This is a genomic window from Geobacter grbiciae (assembly GCF_018531165.1).
GTDB classification, from domain to species: domain Bacteria; phylum Desulfobacterota; class Desulfuromonadia; order Geobacterales; family Geobacteraceae; genus Geobacter; species Geobacter metallireducens.
This window is the reverse complement of sequence record NZ_JAHDIW010000009.1, coordinates 133191-153877: the sequence shown is the minus strand read 5'-3', so window position 1 is coordinate 153877 and position 20687 is coordinate 133191. Positions and strand designations below refer to the sequence as shown.

The 20687-nt window shown below is 60.2% G+C and carries 18 protein-coding genes; 2 read left to right on the top strand and 16 right to left on the bottom strand.

The window, feature by feature from the left end; genetic code table 11:
* Window positions 1–26: 26 nt before the first annotated feature.
* Window positions 27–332, bottom strand: a complete 306-nt coding sequence (gene flgM / locus KJB29_RS12320; protein WP_004514512.1) for a flagellar biosynthesis anti-sigma factor FlgM — start codon at window positions 330–332, stop codon at window positions 27–29.
* Window positions 333–721: 389 nt separating this feature from the next.
* Between flgM and KJB29_RS12315 the strand changes: the two genes are divergently transcribed.
* Window positions 722–1885 carry a sensor histidine kinase gene (locus KJB29_RS12315; RefSeq protein ID WP_004514511.1) on the top strand — a complete coding sequence of 388 codons (1164 nt, stop codon included), beginning with the start codon at window positions 722–724 and terminating at the stop codon, window positions 1883–1885.
* On the opposite strand, the gene KJB29_RS12310 is transcribed toward KJB29_RS12315, so the two are convergent.
* From KJB29_RS12310 to miaB, 9 genes are all read right to left on the bottom strand, one after another.
* A complete protein-coding gene (locus KJB29_RS12310) occupies window positions 1882–3057 on the bottom strand; it encodes a class II aldolase/adducin family protein (RefSeq protein WP_004514510.1) in 1176 nt (391 codons plus the stop codon). The two genes, KJB29_RS12315 and KJB29_RS12310, sit on opposite strands and share 4 nt — an antisense overlap.
* Window positions 3058–3165: 108 nt before the next feature.
* Complete coding sequence (locus KJB29_RS12305) at window positions 3166–4920, bottom strand: aldehyde ferredoxin oxidoreductase family protein (RefSeq protein WP_004514509.1); 1755 nt, start codon at window positions 4918–4920, stop codon at window positions 3166–3168.
* Window positions 4920–5591, bottom strand: a complete 672-nt coding sequence (locus KJB29_RS12300) for an HAD-IA family hydrolase (protein WP_004514508.1) — start codon at window positions 5589–5591, stop codon at window positions 4920–4922. The genes KJB29_RS12305 and KJB29_RS12300 overlap by 1 nt, the downstream gene beginning before the upstream one ends.
* A 116-nt stretch (window positions 5592–5707) precedes the next feature.
* Window positions 5708–6193: a ferritin-like domain-containing protein gene (locus tag KJB29_RS12295; RefSeq protein ID WP_004514507.1), complete on the bottom strand. Its 486-nt coding sequence runs from the start codon at window positions 6191–6193 to the stop codon at window positions 5708–5710.
* Window positions 6194–6318: 125 nt separating this feature from the next.
* On the bottom strand, window positions 6319–7881 hold the full coding sequence (gene guaA, locus KJB29_RS12290) for a glutamine-hydrolyzing GMP synthase (protein WP_004514506.1): 1563 nt from the start codon (window positions 7879–7881) through the stop codon (window positions 6319–6321).
* Complete coding sequence (guaB, locus tag KJB29_RS12285) at window positions 7878–9353, bottom strand: IMP dehydrogenase (RefSeq protein WP_004514505.1); 1476 nt, start codon at window positions 9351–9353, stop codon at window positions 7878–7880. Before guaB ends, guaA begins: the two co-directional genes overlap by 4 nt.
* Window positions 9354–9500: 147 nt before the next feature.
* Window positions 9501–10571 carry a M42 family metallopeptidase gene (locus KJB29_RS12280; RefSeq protein ID WP_004514504.1) on the bottom strand — a complete coding sequence of 357 codons (1071 nt, stop codon included), beginning with the start codon at window positions 10569–10571 and terminating at the stop codon, window positions 9501–9503.
* Window positions 10572–10621: 50 nt separating this feature from the next.
* Window positions 10622–11122 carry a bifunctional nuclease family protein gene (locus tag KJB29_RS12275; protein WP_004514503.1) on the bottom strand — a complete coding sequence of 167 codons (501 nt, stop codon included), beginning with the start codon at window positions 11120–11122 and terminating at the stop codon, window positions 10622–10624.
* 15 nt (window positions 11123–11137) lie between these two features.
* A complete protein-coding gene (gene miaB, locus KJB29_RS12270) occupies window positions 11138–12463 on the bottom strand; it encodes a tRNA (N6-isopentenyl adenosine(37)-C2)-methylthiotransferase MiaB (protein WP_004514502.1) in 1326 nt (441 codons plus the stop codon).
* Between the two features lie 273 nt (window positions 12464–12736).
* On the opposite strand from miaB, the gene rpsT reads away from it, so the two are divergent.
* A complete protein-coding gene (gene rpsT, locus KJB29_RS12265) occupies window positions 12737–13000 on the top strand; it encodes a 30S ribosomal protein S20 (RefSeq protein ID WP_004514501.1) in 264 nt (87 codons plus the stop codon).
* A 108-nt stretch (window positions 13001–13108) separates the two neighbouring features.
* Here rpsT and holA read toward each other — a convergent pair whose 3' ends face one another.
* The 6 genes from holA to KJB29_RS12235 all read right to left on the bottom strand — a co-directional run bounded on the left by holA (window position 13109) and on the right by KJB29_RS12235 (window position 20684).
* On the bottom strand, window positions 13109–14113 hold the full coding sequence (gene holA, locus KJB29_RS12260; RefSeq protein ID WP_004514500.1) for a DNA polymerase III subunit delta: 1005 nt from the start codon (window positions 14111–14113) through the stop codon (window positions 13109–13111).
* A 36-nt stretch (window positions 14114–14149) separates the two neighbouring features.
* Window positions 14150–14677: an LPS assembly lipoprotein LptE gene (gene lptE, locus KJB29_RS12255; RefSeq protein ID WP_004514499.1), complete on the bottom strand. Its 528-nt coding sequence runs from the start codon at window positions 14675–14677 to the stop codon at window positions 14150–14152.
* A 7-nt stretch (window positions 14678–14684) separates the two neighbouring features.
* Window positions 14685–17159, bottom strand: a complete 2475-nt coding sequence (gene leuS, locus KJB29_RS12250) for a leucine--tRNA ligase (RefSeq protein ID WP_004514498.1) — start codon at window positions 17157–17159, stop codon at window positions 14685–14687.
* 140 nt (window positions 17160–17299) lie between these two features.
* The gene (locus tag KJB29_RS12245) at window positions 17300–19429 is read right to left on the bottom strand and encodes a cytochrome c3 family protein (protein ID WP_004514497.1); all 2130 of its coding nucleotides are present in this window, start codon (window positions 19427–19429) and stop codon (window positions 17300–17302) included.
* A gap of 18 nt (window positions 19430–19447) precedes the next feature.
* The gene (locus KJB29_RS12240; RefSeq protein ID WP_004514496.1) at window positions 19448–19825 is read right to left on the bottom strand and encodes a response regulator; all 378 of its coding nucleotides are present in this window, start codon (window positions 19823–19825) and stop codon (window positions 19448–19450) included.
* Window positions 19826–19850: 25 nt separating this feature from the next.
* Window positions 19851–20684 (bottom strand): GAF domain-containing protein, encoded by an 834-nt coding sequence (locus KJB29_RS12235; protein WP_004514495.1) that lies wholly within the window; start codon window positions 20682–20684, stop codon window positions 19851–19853.
* Window positions 20685–20687: the final 3 nt, after the last annotated feature.

Sequence of the window (20687 nt, the reverse complement as noted above, 5' to 3'; positions counted from 1 at the left end):
TTTCAAGACATATCTCCAATAGGCGGTCAGACAGCGACCCCTTTCTTCATGGTCATGAGCATCTTTTCGGCCACGTCGCGGGCGCTCACGGCGTATTCACCGGCAGCCACCTGCCTTTTGAGCTCCTGGACCCGCTCCACCCGGATGTCGGGAATCTTCTGAAGGGCCTCACTCATACGGGCTACCCGTTCGGCATTGCCGGAAAGTTGCACCGTATCCTCTCCCTGCCCCTGGGCGGCGCTCCTATGGATATCGCCGTCGGCAAGCGCCGCGGCGGCTTCGCTTCTGGTTGCTACCGTTGCTGGGAGTATGGGCTTATCGTCAATTTTCATGGCACTCACAGCCTCCGTCCCCTCCGTTTTTCTCTTGTTGATTACTATATCGTCAGGGGGTGGAAAAATCTTTAGAAAAAAATGACACGGCGTCAAAAAAATTTTGGCAAAAATGAGGAAAAACGTCAATTAGCCGACACCAACTTCCCGAAGCAGCCGGTCGTCTCTGTACAACCATAACTGCTCGGCCGGCCAAGGACGCGACTTTTCACCGTTACAGCCCCTTTGTAACAGCGGACGGAGACCCGCTCCGGAAAAGCTCCTCCGGGATGCCCACCGGCCCACAGGCATAGAGATCAGTATCCGCTCGGTCTGAAGGCAACGGCATTGACTGCAGCAATGAATACCGCTAAATTGTGGGCTACCTAACAGAACCGGAGACCGGGCCGATGACCAAGGCTGCACCGAAAGACATTGCCGCGACTTTCTTCGCCGCTGCCGAACGGGCATCCCGCACGGAAGTCGAGGAAGTGCGCAAACAAGTCCTCCTCGACACCACCCTCACGTCGCTGATCGACGCCATACCCGACTATGCCCTCGTCCTCAACCAGGAACGACAGGTTGTTGCGGCCAACCGTCATCTGCTGGACGCCTTCGGGTTGGGCATCGCCTCCATCATCGGCAAGCGTCCTGGCGAGACTTTCGGCTGCATCTTCTCCTCGGAGGGGCCGGCGGGTTGCGGCACCGGCAATCACTGTTCCGTCTGCGGTGCGGTCATGTCGATCCTCGAAAGCCAGGAAACCCTCATCCAGAACTGCCATGAGTGCCATATTAGCCTCAACCGGAACGACATAACATCCATGGACCTTGAGGTGTGCTCAACTCCCGCCACGGTCAATGGCATCCCGGTCACCGTTTGCGTCATGCGCGACATCAGCGACCAGAAGCGTCGAAGCGTCCTCGAGCGGGTCTTTTTCCATGACGTGATCAACACCGTCGGCGGCATTCACGGCATTGCCGCCATGCTCATGGAACACCCGGATCTCCCCCCTGAAAAGGAACTCGAATATAAGGAGTGGATGGTCCTCCTGTCGAACCGACTTATCGACGAGATCAACCACCAGCGCAAGCTCCTTGACGCCGAAAGGGGGGAATTCAGACCAGACCTTGGGATGGTGCGCGTGCCGGATCTGGTGCGGGAGGTCCATGCCCTCTATGTGACCCACGATATCGCAGCGGGACGCCACCTGGTCATGGGAGAGATCGCTGACTGCTCCATCGAAAGCGATGGGCAGATCCTGCACCGCATCCTCGGAAACCTTGTAAAAAATGCCCTGGAGGCGACGCCACAGGAGGGAACCGTTACCCTTTCCTGCTCCGAAGACGCCGAGCGGGTCACCTTTGCCGTTACCAACCCGGGGGTCATGCCGGCAGAGGTCCAGCTCCAGATATTTCAGCGTTCCTTCAGCACCAAGGCAGGCAGCGGCAGGGGGATCGGCACTTACAGCGTGAAGCTCTTCGGCGAGCGGTACCTGAAGGGGAAGGTTGCATTCACCAGTCGAGAGCCGGAAGGGACCTCCTTCACCCTGTCAGTCCCCAAGCATTTCAACTAGGGACCTATCTTCAGCGTCTCTGCCACCCTCCGGAAGTATTCCTCCCGGCACCAGTTTTCCACCTCGACCATGGCCCGGAAGGCCTCGGCGAAATCCTTCTCTCCCACCGTAAAGACCCCGTGTCCGTAGACCACGGCCCGGCGAGGGCCGGCAATGACCGGCGGAACCCTCTTCGCCAGCCCGCCTGCCCCGATCTCCCCCGCCACGACCGGCGCGTCACCCAGCAGCCGGACCCGGTCGCACTCTTTCCAGCAGTCAGTCACGGTGCAGCCGACTTCGTCGCACTCCATGCTCATGACCACCGCGAACTTGGGATGGCCATGGAGAATTGTTGCAGCACCCGACACCTCGTAGATGCGGCGATGGGCCAGCAGCTCACTGGACGCGGTGATGCCGAAGGTGGAGGAATTGTCCATAGGGACCGGGTCGATGCAGCCGGCCAGGGCGTCGAGGCTCGCAGCGGTTTGGGAGATGTAGATGACATCGCCGGCGCGGCAGGAGATGTTGCCGAAGAAGGAGTCCACAAGCCCCCGCTCCACCGTATAGCGCCCCACCGTCGTTATCTCGTGGAGGATGACGGCGGGATCGGCCAATGGGCCGCAGTGGAAGGCAAGGCCGTCGGCCGAGAGGGGGCGGAGCCAGTCGCGGCGGAACGCGGCAAAGGCCTCCGCTTCTCCGGGGAGGACGAAGCCGTCATGGAGCACGTCCTGGAGATACTTCACGAATGTCGAATGGAAGACCGACGAGTAGTTGATGTAGGCCTGCTCGATGGTGAGGGCGCCGCTCGCCACGATCCCCATCCCCTCCACGACTACCCCCTTGCGGCTCCCCAGGAGTCGGGCGATGGCCGGGGCCGGGTCGCTTCCCAGTTCCTCCCGCCGCAGGAACGGGATATCGTGGAGAAAGGTGCGTGTTTCCGTGTCCCGGGGGACGATGAACGACTCTTTCCGCGGCGCCCGGGCTACCAGGAAATCGGCGAAGGGGAGCGACGGCCGGGCCGCTATCAGGCCAAGGCAACTGAGCCGGGCAAGGACGTCGCCGGCCAATTGCGCCAGCGCGGGGTAGCCGTCGGCAATGAGCGCATCGTCCTGGGCGGCAATGGCGATCTCCCCCGGCAGGGCCGAGCGGTCGGCAACAAGCTTGTTCGTGTAGGCGGCGATCTGATCAAACATATACTTACCCAATTACCTCAATACGCACTGGTAGCAGCAACTCAAACAAAAGAATATCGACAGAACAGCCAGATAGGCAGGCACATCTCATCTGAAACCGCATGGTCTTTATGGCTGCTTCACCAGCAAGTCCCGATCCGCGAACACCCCCTCCGGGGTGAGGCCGCGAATCCGGTAGTACTTCTGCAACTCCTCATCAAAGCGCGCTCGATCGAGGGGAGGAATTTCGACCCCCTCCCCACTGGAGCCCGGCTCCGAAAAGAACCGCTCCGGGAGACTGTCGTCCGCCACACTGAATCCGTTGTCGCAGTTGTAGAACCGCTCGGTGAGGCAAATCCGCCGACCGATCTCCTTGAGGTCCTGGGGTGAGTAGTCAATACCGGTGGTTGCTGACAACAGCTCGGCATATTCTTCCAGCGTGGCACCGAAGAACGAGAACTTGCAGGCAACCAGGGAATCGACGGCGGCGTTGGTGTCCTCGGCAATGGCAATGATCCGCGCCTTGCCCGAGAACGAAAAGCGGTCGGTGGCAATGGGCTTGCGGAGGATCTCGTGGGAAATGGGATAGGCGCGCAGGTGGCATCCGCCACGGTTGCTGGTGCAATAGGCCAGGGCCATACCGTAGGCGCCACGGGGATCGTAGGCGGGAAGCTCCAACCCCTTGACACTCATGGAGAGGCCGGGCTGCCCCAGGGCCTCGGCAACCCGCCGGGAACCGAGCGAAAGAAGCTCACCGTCACCCCGGCGGAAGGCGATGTCGGCCAGCAGTCGCTGCACCTCCTCGCCATCAGGGAAACTGCCACGCGCCTCCCCCCAGGCCGAGAGGGTGGCGGCGGCGGAGATGGTGTCCATCCCCAGTTCGTTGCAGAGGGTGTTGGATTTCACGATTGATGCAAGGCTGGCAATGCCGTTCAACCCCCCGAAATGGGAGAGGGTCTCGTATTCGGGAAGATGCTCTCCGGCAGGAGTACTCTTCTTGCACTGGATGGGGCAGCCGTAGCAGCCGTCTTTTTTGGCGTGGAAATCGCGTCGAATGGCGGGCCCGGAGTAGTTCCCCGACTCCTCGAAGACGGTCCGCCGGAAGTTGTCGGTAGGGGCCATGCGGCGCTGGCGCATGAGATCCACCAAGGCCGGCGTGCCATATTCGCCAATCCCCAGTTCGCCGAAGATGACAGGTGAAGCGCGGAAAAGCCGCATCACGTCCTGCCGAGCCTTTTCGAACCGCTCCCGGTCGGCGATGACCACGGGCTGGTCGCCATTCACCACAACCGCCTTCAGCCCCTTCGCCCCCATGACCGCACCGAGGCCGCCACGCCCCACCGAATTCCCTTCTCCCATCATGATATTGGCGAAGAGGACCCCTCGTTCTCCAGCCGGCCCGATGGTTGCCACGCTTCCGCGGCCGGCAAGGGCCGTGACGGTATCATGGACCGTTTTCCCCCAAAGCTGGCTCGCATCGACGATCTCGGCGCCCGACGGCGTAATCGCAATGGCAACAGGGGTTGCACTTTTGCCGGTAACCACCAAAGCATCGAACCCTGCCGCTTTCAGGCGCCACGCAAAGCGCCCTCCGGCGGAGCAGTCGTAGATGGTGCCGGTAAGAGGAGAGCGGGACACGACCGAAAGGCGGGCCGCTGTAGGGGCTGGCGTGCCGCAGAGGGGACCGACGGCGAAAATGAGCGGCATGGCCGGATCGTAGGGATCGAGCCGGTACCAATCCCGCATGAGCCTCACCCCAAGCCCCCGGCCCCCCAGATAGGCCTGGAGAAATTCCGCCGGAATCGTCTCGCGCCGACTCTCCCTTGTCGCCAGATCGACACACAGCATGCGCCCGGTCCATCCCTGCACCGCAACCCCAACCATTATATACTTACCTCGCCACCACAAAACAACGGTATTCCAAAAAGTTCACCGAAGCTTTCAACAAGATAATCAGCATCGGCAAGCTCCGTCAGTTCGCCATACCCCCAGGTGCATCCCACCGTTGATACCCTTGCCCCCTTGGCGGCGGCCATGTCGTTAATGCTGTCTCCGACCAGGGCTGCCCGTTCCGGAGGCACCCCGAAATCGGCCAAAAGCTTCAGGACCGGCTCGGGCGACGGTTTACGGAACGGCAGGGAATCGGCACCCAGAACCTCGTCAAAGTAGCGGTCTATGCCAAGGACAGAGACTACCTCACGACAGAGGGCCACGTTCTTGTTGGAGATGATCGCCATCCGCATCCCCCGCCCCTTCAGGGCGTCGAGGGTCTCCGGAACGCCGAGATAGAGGACGGTTCGGTCGGCAATATGCCGGTGATTGTAGTCGAGGAAGAGATCAAGCCCCTGATTGATTTCGTCCTCAGAAGCACCGGCAAGGGCCCGTTCGACAAGACGGCGCGCCCCCTGCCCCACGAGTCTGCGCACGGCATTCTGGCCGATGGAAGGCCTACCGAGACTGGACAGCATGTGGTTTGTGGCGTCGGCGAGGTCAGGAAGGGAATCGATGAGGGTTCCATCCAGATCGAAAATGATGAGGTTGACAGGGTACAGCACAGCAGACTCCTGAAACTGAAGCAACCTAATAACTATAGAGCGTTTCACGGCTTGGCCGCAATAAAAAAGCCCGTCTCTGGGCGGGCTTTTACGCGCGGGCTGGGAAATTGTTCGTTTCAGTATTCCTTCAGGTTGCTGAACTCTCCCCACGCAAGATAGGTCTTCGGATTTTCCACGAACGAGTAAATATTTTCCACGATGCTCAGGTGTCGCCGTTCCTCATCGGCCAGCTTCTTCAACAGAGCGCGGGTCTCCTCGTTGTCAGCCTTGCCAGCAAGTTCCTCGTAGAATTTGATGCTTGCCTCCTCTTCCCTCACCACGTGCTGGTATCCGTCAGGATCCTTCAGCAGTTCAGACACCAGGTCACGCTTGCCGAGGAGCGGTTTGAAGGCGCATGCAGCCTCGTCGAGGGCCTTGAATTCCGCCTTTGCCGGATCAATATTACCCAGCATGGACAAGAGGGTAGCATGGTGCTCCTTTTCCGCCGCCGCCAGCATACTGAAAATGCGCTGCAACTCATCAACAGAAGAAGCCGCCGCCAGTTGTATGTAATGTGCAGCAGCCTCCTCCTCCATCTTGAGCGCACAGTCGATAACGTTCATACACAAGCCCCCTTTCCCTGGTTTGATTTACTCTCTCTACTGAAATAATACCAAATCACTCCGTATTTTCAGGTGGGTCCGAAAAAAAGAAAAAGGCGCCGTTCGGCGCCCTTTCTGAAATGAATCTATTCCCACTCTATGGTAGCGGGAGGCTTGCTGGAGATGTCGTACACCACCCGATTGACCCCCTTCACCTCGTTGATGATCCTGCTCGATATGCGGGCCATGTCCTCGTAGGGAAGCGGATACCACCCTGCGGTCATGAAGTCCTTGGTCTCCACGGCCCGCAGCGCCACCACGTACTCGTAGGTGCGACCGTCACCCATGACCCCGACGCTCTTAACCGGCAGGAAGACGGCGAAAGCCTGACTGATCTTGTCGTAGTGGCCGGCAGCGTAAAGCTCCTCGATGTAGATGGCGTCGGCCCGGCGGAGGATGTCGGCGTACTCCTTCTTCACCTCGCCAAGGATCCTGACCCCAAGCCCCGGCCCCGGGAAGGGATGGCGCCATACCATCTGATGGGGAAGCCCCAGCTCCTCGCCGATGGCCCGGACCTCATCCTTGAAGAGCTCCCGCAGGGGCTCCAGGAGCTTCAGCTTCATGTAGTCGGGGAGTCCCCCCACGTTGTGGTGGCTCTTGATGTTGTGGGCCTTGCCGGTCTTGGCTCCGGCGCTCTCGATGACGTCGGGGTAGATGGTCCCTTGGGCAAGCCAGCGGGCGTCGGTGATCTTATTCGACTCTTCCTCGAAGATATCCACGAAGAGTTTGCCGATGATCTTGCGTTTTTTCTCCGGGTCGCTCTCGCCGGCCAGGGCCGTGAGAAAGCGATCCTCGGCGTCCACCCGTATCACCTTGACTCCGAGATTCTCGGCAAAGGTGGCCATCACCTGGTCCCCCTCGCTGAGGCGCAACAGGCCGTTGTCCACGAAAACACAGGTGAGCTGGTCGCCGATGGCGCGATGGATCAGGGCTGCGGCCACCGACGAGTCGACTCCGCCCGAAAGGCCGAGGATCACCCGGTCATTCCCCACCTGGGCGCGGATACGGCTGACGGCATCATCGATAATGTGTCCCGGCGTCCACTGGCCACTGCAACCGCAGATCTTCCGGACAAAGGTATCGATGAGGAGTTCCCCCCGAGGGGTATGGTTAACTTCCGGGTGAAACTGGACACCATAGAGATTGCGGGCAAGATCCTGGATGGCGCAGACCGGCGCGTTGGCCGTCTCCCCCACCACCTGAAACCCTGCGGGAACCAGAGACACATGGTCGCCATGGCTCATCCAGACCGGGCTTTTCCCTTCCACGAAAAAGCCATCGAAGAGGGGGCCGGGAGTCCCCACAGCCAGGAGGTCAGCGTGGCCGAACTCCCGTTTCCCGGCCGGCACCACCTGGCCGCCAAAGTGGCGGCTCATGAGCTGCATGCCGTAGCAGATGCCAAGGACCGGCACTCCCAGCTCGAAAAGAGCCTCCTCCACCGCCGGGGCCCCTTCCTCATACACCGACTTGGGGCCGCCGGAGAGGATGATCCCCCGCGGGGCAAAGGCGCGGATCGCCGCCAGGTCCATATCGAAGGGATGGAGTTCGCAGTAGACGTGGGCCTCCCGCACTCGCCGGGCGATGAGTTGGGTGTACTGTGAACCGAAGTCCAGGATCAGGATTTTCTCGCTGTGGATATCACTGCTCATCGTACGTTCTCAACCCGGTAGTTGGGAGCTTCCTTGGTAATCATGACGTCGTGGACGTGGGACTCCTTGAGCCCGGCGCCGGTGATCCGGATGAAGCGCCCCTTCTGCTGGAGTTCGCTGACGGTGTGGCAGCCGGTGTAGCCCATGCCGGCCCTGAGCCCCCCCATGAGCTGGTGGACGTTGGCACCCAGCGGTCCACGCAGGGGAACCATCCCCTCAATCCCTTCGGGAACCAGCTTCACCTCGCTCTCCACGTCGCTCTGGAAGTAGCGGTCCTTACTCCCCTCCTTCATGGCGCCGATGGAGCCCATGCCGCGGTAGCTCTTGTAGGCGCGGCCCTGATAGAGGATGGTGTCGCCGGGGGACTCCTCGGTGCCGGCGAAGAGCGACCCGATCATGATGACGTCGGCGCCGGCGGCCACTGCCTTGGTGACGTCGCCGGAGTATTTGACCCCGCCATCGGCGATGAGGGGGATGTCGTATTTGCGGGCGACTTTTGCGCATTGGGCGATGGCGCTGATCTGGGGCACGCCGACCCCGGCCACCACGCGGGTGGTGCAGATGGAGCCGGGACCGATCCCCACCTTGATGGCGTCGACCCCTGCCTTGATGAGAGCCTCGGCGGCCTCGGCAGTGGCGATGTTGCCGGCGATGAGTTCAACCCCCGGAAACGCTGACTTCAAGGAGCGTATTGCGTCCAGAACCCCCTGGGAATGACCGTGGGCCGTGTCGATGGCAATCACATCAACACCGGCCTTCACGAGGGCATCGGCACGGACCAGCATGTCAGCGGTCGGACCGACGGCAGCGCCGACCCGCAGGCGCCCCAGGCCGTCCTTGCAGGCATTGGGGTATTTCCTGACCTTCTCGATATCCTTGATGGTGATGAGCCCCTTGAGGTTCTTATCGTCGTCCACAACCAGGAGTTTCTCCACCCGGGTCTGCTTCAGATGCTCCTTGGCCTCTTCGAGGGTGGTGCCCACCGCCACGGTCACGAGCCGCTTCTTGGTCATGCGGGCGGATATGGGAAGGTTCAGATCCGTCTCGAAACGGAGGTCGCGGTTGGTGAGGATGCCGACCAGCTTCCCCTTGGCGTTGGTAACCGGAACCCCGGAGATCCGGTACTTCTCCATGATGGCCAGGGCCTCGTGGATCTTCTGGTTGGGGCGCATGGTGATGGGGTCCACGATCATGCCCGATTCGCTTTTCTTGACCTTGTCCACCTCCATGGCCTGTTCCTCGATGGTGAGGTTCTTGTGGATGATGCCGATTCCCCCCTCGCGGGCCATGCAGATGGCGGTCCGGGCCTCGGTGACCGTATCCATGGCAGCGGAAACGAGCGGAATATTGAGGTGGATATTTCGGGTCAGGCGGGTATTGAGGGAGACATCGCGGGGGAGAACTTGAGAATGGGCAGGGACGAGCAGAACGTCGTCGAAGGTCAGGCCTTCCTGAATCGTTTCGTCTAACATCGCGGACTCCTTTGTGGTGGGTCTCAAAGTATTAACCGAAAAAGATAGTCGAGGCAAAAAGGTGAGTCAAGTTAAAAGGGGTTAAAATCAAAGAGAAAATCAGGGAGGGCTCGAAGAGAAAAACCGTTTCACTCCGAGCCCTCTTCGTCAGCGCAGAATGAACGCCTCTTTTTTCCCCATACCCGGCAGCGCAGCGACGATAAGTCGAACGGCGTTCTCCAGATCGGAGAGGGAGATGACCTCCACCGGCGTGTGCATGTAGCGGAGCGGCAGCTTCACCAGGGCTGTGGCAACGCCACCCCGGGATATCTGCATCACGTTGGCGTCGGTACCTGTGGCCCGGGCAATGCCGGTGTACTGGACCGCAATCCCCTCCCGATCCGCCGTGGCCGAGAGGAGGTCAAAGAGGGGGTGGTTGATGTTGGCCCCCCGGGGGAGAATCGGCCCTTTGCCGAGCTTCACCTCGCCGTTGTGCTTCTTCTCCACGTCGGGCTGATCCGTGGCAAAATCCACCTCCACGCAGATCCCCACATGGGGGTTAACGCTGTAGGAGCTGGTGGTGCCGCCGCGGAGCCCGATTTCCTCCTGCACGGACGAGACACCGTAGAGGTCCACCGGAAGCTTCACCCCCGATTCGGCCACGGTTCGGAGCACCTCGGCCACCACGAAGCTCCCGGCTTTGTCATCAAAGGCCCGGGAAGCGACCCGGTCCCCCAGGAGCGACTCGAAGCCGACGGCGAAGGTAACCGGATCGCCGACCCGTACGGCCTCCTGGGCATCATTCTTGTCGGCCGCGCCGATGTCGATGTACTGGGCGTCAAGGCGGACCACCTTTTTCCGGTCCTCTTCATCCATGAGGTGGATCGGCTTCTTGCCGATGACGCCCGCCACCTCTCCCTTGGCCGTGTGGATGCGGACTCGCTTCCCCGGCGTCAGATGGGCATCCACCCCGCCGATGGGAGCGAAGAAGATGAAACCGTTGTCGTCGATGTACTTCACCTGGAAGCCGATCTCGTCCGAGTGCCCCACGATCATGACCCGCGGAAGGTCTTCACCCTCGCCGCGGATGAGGCCGAACACGTTCCCCATGACATCGGTGGTCACTTCGGCAAAGGGGGCGATGTAATCGCGAAAGACCCGCTGGGCCGGCTGTTCGTAGCCGGAGGGGCTTGGGGCTTCGACCAGCTGTTTGAAAAAATCGAGGGACTCCTGACGCATTGATGGCTCCTCTCCAAAATCTGTCACGACGGGGCTGTCGCCCCATCAATTCACATGGGATATTTGCCGAGATCGGCGGGATCGAGGTTTTCGAGAAAATCCACAAAGCGGCGCGCATCGGCGTCGGTGAAGCGTTCGTCGGTGTCACCGTTGCTCTTTGCAATCTTGTTGAGTAGGTGGTCCGCCACCATGACCGGCAGGGAGTGCTTGAGGGCCAACACCAGGGCCTCGGGGATCCGCACCGGGAGCAGCACCGTCTCGCCGTCCAGCAAAACCCCCACTGAAGCGTCGAAGAGGCCGTCCTTCATGTCCTCGATGACAATCTCCGCCACTTCTGCGTCCAAATGACCGAGCAGCGCCGAGAGGAGATCCTTGCGGTCGCTCTTGGCCGCGGCGTCATGGCGGACGAGTTCGGCCACGATGTACAGGGTGTCGCTGCTGTTGATCCAGATGGGGATGGTATTCGCCTCATCGGCATCCTTGAGGAGGACGACCGGCCTCTGGGCGATGGAGTCGAGGGCAAAGCCGTGGATGTTCATCTTCAGGTACATGGGTGCTCCGTTTTCTTATTGAAAAACTGCGAGTTCGCCCAGGAGCGAATTCGGGTAGCCGCGAGTGATGCGCACGTCGACGAGGGAACCTGCGAGGGAGGGATTGCCGGCAAAGTTCACGATCAGGTTGCCGTCGGTGCGGCCGTAGAGCTGGTCTCCCCGCTTGCTCATCCCTTCCACGAGGACCGCCTGGCAGGTGCCGACAAAGCCGGCATGCCTCTCAATGGTCATGTCCCGCTGGAGCCCCTGAACCCGTTCCAGGCGCTCCGTGGTCTCCTTGCGCATAATCCTGTCGCCGAGGGACGCGGCGGCGGTCTCGGGGCGGGGGGAATAGGCAAAGGAAAAGATGTCGGTATAGCGGACCTCCTCCATGAGGGAGAGGGTCTGGAGAAAATCGGCCTCCGTCTCACCGGGGAAGCCGACGATGATGTCCCCGGTTATGAGGATCTCCGGGCGAGCCGCCCTGAGCGCTGCCACCTTTTCCAGGTATTCCTGCCGCGTATAGCCCCTGTTCATGCGTGCCAGAATCGAATCGCTCCCCGCCTGGGCCGGCAGATGGATGTGTCCGCAGAGCTTGGGAAGCTCGGCGAAGCAGGCAATGAGCTCCGGTGAGATATCCTTCGGGTGGGAGGTGGTGAAGCGGATCCGCTCCAGGCCGTCGATGGCCGAAATTTCCCGCAGGAGCCCCGCAAAACTCAGCTCACCCGGCGTCTTCAGCCCGTAGGAGTTGACATTCTGGCCCAGAAGCGTCACCTCCCGCACGCCACCAGCCACGGCGCTGCGAATCTCTCCGATGATCTCGACGGAACGGCGGCTGATCTCTCTTCCCCGCACGTAAGGGACGATGCAGTAGGAGCAGAAGTTGTCGCACCCCTGCATGACCGTCACGAAGCGGGTTACGCCCCCCCCTTCGTCGGCTTGCGGGAACAAGTCGAGCCTTGCCTCGTTGTCGATGAAATCCACCGCGGCCCTGCGCTCTCCCTGCTCCGCGGCCCTGACCATCTCCGGCAAAAGATGGAGGTTGTGCGTTCCGAAGACGAGATCGAGCCACGGCACCCGCTTCAGGAGCCGTTCCCCCTCCTGCTGCGCCACGCACCCCCCCACGCCCAGAAGCAACCGTCTGTCACGCTTAAGCTTCCGAAAGCGGCCCAGGTAGCTGTAGACCTTGTGCTCGGCCTTTGCCCGCACGCTGCAGGTGTTCACAATAATCAGGTCCGCCTCCGATGAATCGGGAGTCTGGGAGTACCCCTCCCCCCTCAGGAGCGACGCCACCTTCTCGGAATCGCTCACGTTCATCTGGCAACCAAAGGTTTCGATATACAGAAGTTTTTCGCCGGTCACGGGTCCTCTTTCCTGCGGATAATTCGATAGATATTACGAAATTACGCCGCGTCCCGTCAACTGCGTATTTGCCGTATACCGCACAAGCGGGATAAAGTCCGGCAATGGCTTCCAGCACCCAATATGTGCGGGACGAAGATTGCCCCATATCCCCTTCTCTCTTGCCACCATAGGCCACGAGATTTTTAGCTTGACTTGCCACTCCATTCAATGCTAACTAATTGACTTTCAAAATTATCTGAATCCACTCGTAATACATACTGGAGGTGTAGTTTGGCTCATCACAAGTCGGCCCTGAAAAGAATCAAGCAAAACAAGAGAAAGCAGTTCAGAAACAAGTCCATCCGCTCCGGTCTGCGGACTTTCATAAAGAATGTGCGTGAGGCAGTCGAGGCCAAGGATGCAGCCAAGGCCAAAGAAGCCCTCCAGGCAGCGATCCCGGTCATCGACAAGGCGGCCACCAAGGGGATCATCCACGCCAATGCCGCATCCCGCAACGTTTCCCGTCTCACCAAACTGGTGAATACCCTCGGGTAACCATTTTTTCTATATGCACTACTAAAAGGGACTCCCGACAGGGGTCCCTTTTTCTGTGACGCTGCACGGTCAAATGCCTTGCTGCATGAGATAATTTCCTCCCTCTTGCTACCGGGAGCCCATCCCACAGACGTCCATCACAAGCTTTTCCAAAGTCAGGGTCGGCCGTTTCGCCCCTCCCCCCTTCAAGGCAAGGTCGGTAGCATAGAGGCCCTCAAAAACTTTTTTCAATTCTGAGGCGGAAAAGTTCCGCGCCTGTGCCATGACTCCCTTGATGAAGTAGGGATTGATCCCGGCAAGGCGGGAAATGTCCTGCTGGGGGACTTTCTGCGCCATCAGATCACGCACTCGCCAGAGCTGCCGAAAGTGCCGCGCGATCATGGCTAGAAGCATAAGCGGCGCCTCCCCGTCCCTGAGTATGGTGGCCAGGCTTCGGAGCGCCTTTACCACGTTTCGCTCCCCGAGGGCATTCGTAAGATCGAAAACACTCTCCACCTTCGTGTCGGAGACAATTCCCCGCACATCCTCCACAGAGATCGTCTCACGCTGCCCCACGTACAGGGCTACTTTTTCCAACTGGGTGGAGAGTTCGCCCAGGTTGTTCCCCACCAGATAGACCAGCATCTCGGCCGCCGCCGGTTCGACCCGCTTGCCGAGCCCCTTTGCCTCCTCACGGATGAAGGCGCCAAGCTGATTCTCATAGGGGCGCTTGCACTCCACAAGCTCCCCCTTCTTCTTCATCTCCTGGAAAAACTTCTTCCGCTGGTCCACCTTCTCCCCCATGAAGACGAGACAGGTGGTTGGCGGAGGGTCGGCGACACAGGAGGCGAGAATCTCCAGGGCGGCAGCGGAGAGATCTCCGGCCCGCTTCACGAGGACCATCCGTCGATCGGCGAACATGGGGAGCGTCTGGGCAACCGAGGCAACCTCGTCCCCCTTGCACTCGTTGCCGTAGAAGACATCCAGATTGAAATCGCGGAAATCGGGGGGGACAGCACTATCCATGAGCCGCTTCACGGCCCGTTCCATGAGGTGCGGCTCGTCCCCATGGAAATAATAAAGGGGAGAAATCTCTCCCCGGTCCAAGGCTTTATTGAATTCGTCGATTTTCATGGGCTCGAAGAAGTCGGAACAGGGACTCCATGGACATCAGAAATCTTCCGTAAGGTGAATATAGACTTCCCGCGCCATCTTGCGGCAGATCTCCCGAATCGCGGCATCCTCGCTGTTCTGCTGGACAACCAGATCGGTCAGGGCGGGAAAATCCTGAGTAGACGTGATGACACCCTTCCAGACCACCTGGCCGGTGTCGTTCCGACGCAGCGCTACCTCCGCAGTAACCGTGGCGCGGTATTCCTTCACCTCGTCCTTGGCGGTATAGGAGGCGTGGGAGGTGCCATAGGTGAGGACAGTTCCCGAGAGAACGAGATCGCCTCCTCTCTCCACAAGCCGGGTACCCTCCCTCTTGGCCAACTCATCTACGATAATATCGGTAAGGGTTGCTTCGATGTTTGGCCTGAAGCTCCGGTTGGTAAAGATGGAAACCTGCAGGGTCTTGCCTTCGAGCTCAGCCCCGCCCCGCGCCGGTCTCATGATGTGGTAGCCGCACCCGGCAATAACCAGCATGGTCACGATTGCCACCACAAGACGCACAATGCTCCCCTTCAGGGTCGACATAGACCCGTCACCCCACCACGATGTTGAGAAGCTTACCCGGCACATAAATCGCCTTCCTGAGCTGCTTCCCTTCTATCCACGGCTTCACCTTCTCGTCGGCGAAGGCAGCGGCCTTGACCTGCTCCTCGGTAGCGTCAGTGGCAACCGTCACCTTGCCACGGAGCTTGCCGTTCACCTGGACCACGATGAGGAATTCCTCGTCCACAGCGGCTGACGGATCAAAGGAGGGCCAACCGGCCGCCTCCACCCCTCCTTGGTGGCCAAGGGCCTCCCAGAGTTCCTCCGTCACATGGGGAACAAAGGGGGAAAGCATGATGACGACACTCTCGATGGCTTCCGTGAGGACCGGCCCGTTTTCCGGCGCATTCTTGGGCTCGAAGGCGTAGATGGCGTTCACCAGTTCCATGATCGCGGCAATGGCGGTGTTGAAGTGGAACCGCTCGTCGATATCGTCGGTGACCTTGCGGATTGTTTTGTGGACGGCACGGCGGAGCCCCCGGGCATCGTCGGAGAGGGAAGCCGAATCAACGGCTCCCCCCTTACCGACAAAGGGGAGAAGATCGCAGACAAGACGCCAGACCCGGCTGAGGAAGCGGTAACTCCCGTCGACCCCCTGGTCACTCCAGTCCAGATCCTTCTCCGGCGGCGCGGCAAAGAGGGAGAAAAGTCGTGCCGTGTCGGCCCCGTACCGGTTAATGAGGGCATCGGGATCCACCACGTTCCCCTTGGACTTGCTCATCTTGGCGCCGTCCTTGATGACCATCCCCTGGGTGAGGAGGTTCGTGAACGGCTCGTCAACGGTCACATACCCCAAATCCCGCAGGGCCTTGGTAAAGAAGCGGGCGTAGAGGAGATGGAGCACCGCGTGCTCGATGCCGCCGATGTACTGGTCAACGGACATCCAGTACTCGGCCCGGGCCTTGTCGATGGGGCCGGCGGCGAAATCGGGGCAGCAGTAGCGGAGGAAGTACCAGGAGGACTGGACGAAAGTGTCCATGGTATCGGTCTCCCGGCGCGCCATCTGGCCGCACTGGGGGCAGGGAACATTCACGAAGGAGTCGAGCTTCTTGAGGGGGCTCCCCCCCTCTCCGGTGAACTCCACATCCATGGGGAGCACCACTGGCAGGTCCTTTTCCGGCACCGGCACCACGCCGCAGATATCGCAGTAGATGACCGGGATCGGGTTCCCCCAGTAGCGCTGGCGGGAGATGCCCCAGTCCCGCAGCCGGAAGTTGACGGTCTTGGTGCCGATCCCCTCCTTTGCCAGGTAATCGGCGATCTTCTCCTTCGCCTCGTCGCTCCGCAGTCCGTCAAAGGTGCCAGAGTTGACCATCGTCCCCACCTCGGTGTAGGCGGTGGCCATTGCGGCGGGATCGAGGGTTTCGCCCTCCGGTTGGATGACTACCTGGAGCGGCAGATCGTACTTCCTTGCAAACTCGAAGTCGCGCTGGTCATGGGTCGGCACGGCCATGACCGCGCCGGTGCCGTAGTCGAGAAGGACGAAGTTGGCAAGAAAGACCGGCATCCGCCGGTTGGTCACCGGGTTGATGCAGTAGGAGCCCGTAAAGACCCCCTCCTTCTCGAAGTCCTCGGCGGTCCGCTTGATCTTGTCGGTCTTCTTCACCTTGTCGATGAAGGCCTCAACCTCGGCCCGGCGGTCAGGGGTTGTCAGCTCCAGGGCCATGGGGTGCTCGGGGGCCAGGGACATGAAGGTTGCGCCGTAGAGAGTGTCCTGGCGGGTGGTGAACACCTTTATCTTGGCGAGGCTCCCCTCCACGGGAAAATCGATTTCGCAGCCGTAGCTCTTGCCGATCCAGTTGCGCTGCATAGTCAGCACCCGCTCGGGCCAGCCGGGGAGCTTCTCGGTATACTCCAGAAGTTCCTCGGCGTAGTCGGTGATCCGGAAGAACCACTGCTCCAGCTCCTTCTGGGTCACCTCGCTGTCGCAGCGCCAGCAGGCTCCGTCCTCCACCTGCTCGTTGGCCAGAACCGTCTCGCACTTGGGGCACCAGTTGACGTAGGAGGTCTTCTTGTAGGCTAGCCCCTTCTCATACATCTCAAGGAACACCTTCTGTTCCCACTTGTAGTAGTCAAGGTCACAGGTGGCCAGCTCCCGGTCCCAATCATACGAAAGACCCATCTTCTTGAGCTGGCTCCGCATGTAGGCGATGTTCTCGTAGGTCCACTTGGCCGGGTGGCTCTTATGCTGAATGGCTGCATTCTCCGCCGGCATGCCGAACGCGTCCCACCCCATGGGATGGAGGACATTGAAGCCGCGCAGCCGCTTGAAGCGACCCACCACGTCGCCGATGGAGTAGTTGCGCACGTGCCCCATGTGGATGCGCCCCGAAGGATAGGGGAACATTTCGAGGAGATAGTACTTGGGCTTGGAAGGATCTTCTGTGACCTTGTAGGTCTTATTCTCCTCCCAGATTTTCTGCCACTTCTCTTCGACGTTTCGGGGGATGTATTTCTCTTCCACGACGTGCTACCTCCGGTTGGCGGGTCAGTAAGGGATTAAAATCAAAGGTTTGTTTTTAGCATAAAAACGCCGGCCATGCAAACATGTTCACAGGGCCGGCGGGGGCGACGAAAGGTGATGGAGGCTGGTTCAGGGATGCATCAATAGAGCCTCTGGTGACACTTCTCGCAGTGGATGGGATCCTTAACACTGAAGGCCATGCTGAAACCGTGGCAGGCGCCGCACGACTGTCCCTGCTCCATCTCCTTCATGGTATGGGATTTCCTCCCGGCGCCGGCCACGATAATCTTGCTGTGGCAGTCAACGCAACCGTATCCCTTGGCGGAGTGGGATTTATGGCTGAAGAGGACGCTCCCCACATCGCCGGGAAGCTCGTACTTGATCCCCTTGGTGGCCGGATGGCACTTCTCGCAGGCACCGGCGACGCCAAAGGCACTCTTGCCGTCATGGCAGGCGCCGCACGATTTGCCCTTCTCCATGTCGGCCATGGTCCAGCGCCGGTTCTCGGAATCAGGCTTAAAGAGGGCATCGTGGCAGTCGGCGCACGAATAGGCGTTGAGGTGGAAGGTATGGCTGAAGAGAGCGCCCGGTTCCTTGAAGGAGATCTCCTTCACCGGATGGCATTTGGTACAGTTATCCTTCACGGTGAAGGCGCTTTTCCCATCGTGGCAGGCGCCGCACGAGCCCCCTTTCTCCATGTCGGCCATGGTGTGGCGCCTGGCCGATGCGCCGGCTCCGAAGATCCCGTTATGGCAATCGGTGCAGCCATGGAGGCCTGCGTGGAACGTGTGGCTGAAGCGGGTGACTCCCGTCTGGCGGACCGGAATCGCCACCTCCACGGTGGAGGTATGGCAGGTGCCGCACGATCCCTTGACGGTGAAGGCGATCGAGCCGTCATGGCAGGCGCCACAGGAATTGCCCTGCTCCATCTGCGCCATGGTCCAGCGCTTGTTTCCGGGACCGGAGAGGAAGAGCCCGTTATGGCAGTCGCTGCAGGTTTGGGATTCCAGGTGCTTCACGTGGGGGAAACGGGCATCGTGGGGAAGGATCACATCCCGCAGGGGATGGCATTTGCCACAGTTGGCGGCAGTAGTGGCGGCAAAGGCGGTCTTGCCGTCATGGCAGGCGCCGCACGATTTTCCCTGCCCCATCTCGGCCATGGTGAAGCTCTTGCGCCCCGCACCGGCGGTGAAGATGCCGTTGTGACAGTCTCCGCAGCCATACATCTGGCGGTGGAAATCGTGCCGGAAGGCAACCGTGCCGGCAGCCCCCGTCTTGAAGCTCACATTCCGCGTCTTCACGTGGCAGCGGTCACAGTTGCCCCGGACGCCGAAGACGGTCTTGTCCTCGTGGCAGACCCCGCAGGAGAGTCCCTTCTCCATTTCGGCCATGGTGTAGCGGCGGCTGTTGACGCCACCGACGAAGATACCGCTGTGGCAGCTGCCACACCCCAGCAGAGCTGTATGGATCTTATGGCTGAAGAATGCATCGCTTTTCGCGAAGGTCACATCCCTGACAGCCGTATGACACCGGCCGCAGTCCCCCTTGACCGAGAAGGCGGTACTGCCGTTGTGACAACCGCCGCACGACTGCTGGGTCTCCATCTCCAGCATGGTGTAGCGCTTGCTTTTGGGGCCGGCCACAAAGAGCTTGCTGTGGCAGTCGCCACAGACATGGCCGAATCCCAAGTGGGCAGCGTGGCTGAAGGTGGCGTCGGCAGCAAAAGGGATATCCCGCACCGTGTGGCACTTGGTGCAGTCCCCCTTGACCGAGAAGGCGGTTTTGCCGTCGTGGCAGGCACCGCACGAACGTCCCCCTTCCATCTCCTTCATGGTAATGTGGGGGTTATCGGTACGGGCGCCGAAGATGGCGTTGTGGCAGTCGGCGCAACCGTAGGCGCCGAGCCCCAGGTGGAATTTGTGACTAAAAATGACGGCGCCGAAATTGGGGATATCGACCGGCACCTCCTTTGTCACGTGGCAGCGGGTGCACTCGCCGAGGGCGAAGGCTCGCTTCGCATTGTGGCAGGCGCCGCAGGACTTGCCCGCCTCCATCTCCTTCATGGTCACCGGCGCCGACTTGGTGCCGATCGTGAAGATCTTGTTGTGGCAGAGGGTGCAGTTGTTGCCGAGGGCCTTCAGGTGGACGGGATGGCTGAAGTTAATGGCACCGGCGGTGTCGGTCTTGAAGGTAACAACCTGGTAATCCTTGGCAAAGAGGAGCACCGGCAGAAGGAGGAGCAGCATGGCGGGAATGAACAGGCGTTTCACGGGAACTCCGAACAATTTTTAGCCGATTCGTAGCAATTCCCTTGCCACGGCAAGGATTTTGCCGGCCTGAATCGGTTTCGTGAGATAGTCGTTGGCCCCGAGGGCAAGGCCGCGCTGGCGGTCCTCGGCAGCCCCCTCGGTGGTAATGATCACGACAGGGATGTGCCTCAGGGACGGATCGTTGCGGACAAGGCTCACGAGCTTCAGGCCATCCATGATCGGCATATTGATATCGGTAAATATCAAGTCAAAACTATCCCCTCCCAGCTTTTTCAGGGCATCAACGCCGTCGGTCGCCTCCACCAGCGCAACGCCAGGGAGCCGCCGCAGCGTGAAGGAGATAAGCTGCCGCATGGTGGGCGAGTCTTCTACGACAAGTATCCTCTTATCGGACATAGTCATGGATCTCCGGTGCAATAGGCTACTTCGTCAGGAGATTGATGAATCCCTGCATGGTGGAGCGCTTGCGCTCCGAATCCGAGTAAAGCCTGGAACTGAATATGGCGGTTGCCGCATGGCCGGCAAGGAGTGTGAACAGTTCATAGTCCACCGGCACAAAGGCTTTTTTCTGGATCAGGAGCTTGTAAATGACGATGACTCCGATCACTTGATCCTTGATCTTGAGGGGTATGCAGACCATGGGATTCGAGAGGTCTCGCACGTATCCCGCCGGATCCTCGAGGAAGTGGCTCTCGCCGGTAGCGGCGATGGCCCCGATGGTCCCCTCGCCGGGCCGCACCTTCGGCACATCATCAAGGGAAATGCCCTCGGCGGCAACGGCGCCCAGCAGGCCGGCCTTCTCGTCGATGAGCATGACGGCGAATTCCTCGGCCCCGATCAGGTTGATGATGATCTCGGTGATGACCTTGAGAACGTCATCAAAATCGAGAATGGAGTGGAGTTGGTAGCTGGCTATGTAGAGGTTTGCCAGATTGTTGTTTTCCTCTTCGATTTCCACATAGCGGGTGGCGAAATCATTGTTCTCAGCCTCAATCTGCCTGATGCGGCCGAGAATCTCGTCCTTCTCCCGCTCCAACTCCTCGATGCGGGCGGCGAGAAGCCGGTTTTCCTCGACAAGGGAAGCCGGAGCCCCTCCCTTGCGCTGGTGTTCCTCCAGCTGAAAAATCCGATATCGAAGCCGCTCGTTCTCCTTGAGGAGATCCTGGGTAAATTCCGCGCCCTTCTTGAAGAGCTGGAGGAATTCGTCGGCCCGCACATGCATCCCTTTTTCATCACTCTTGTCATCCATCGACATGAC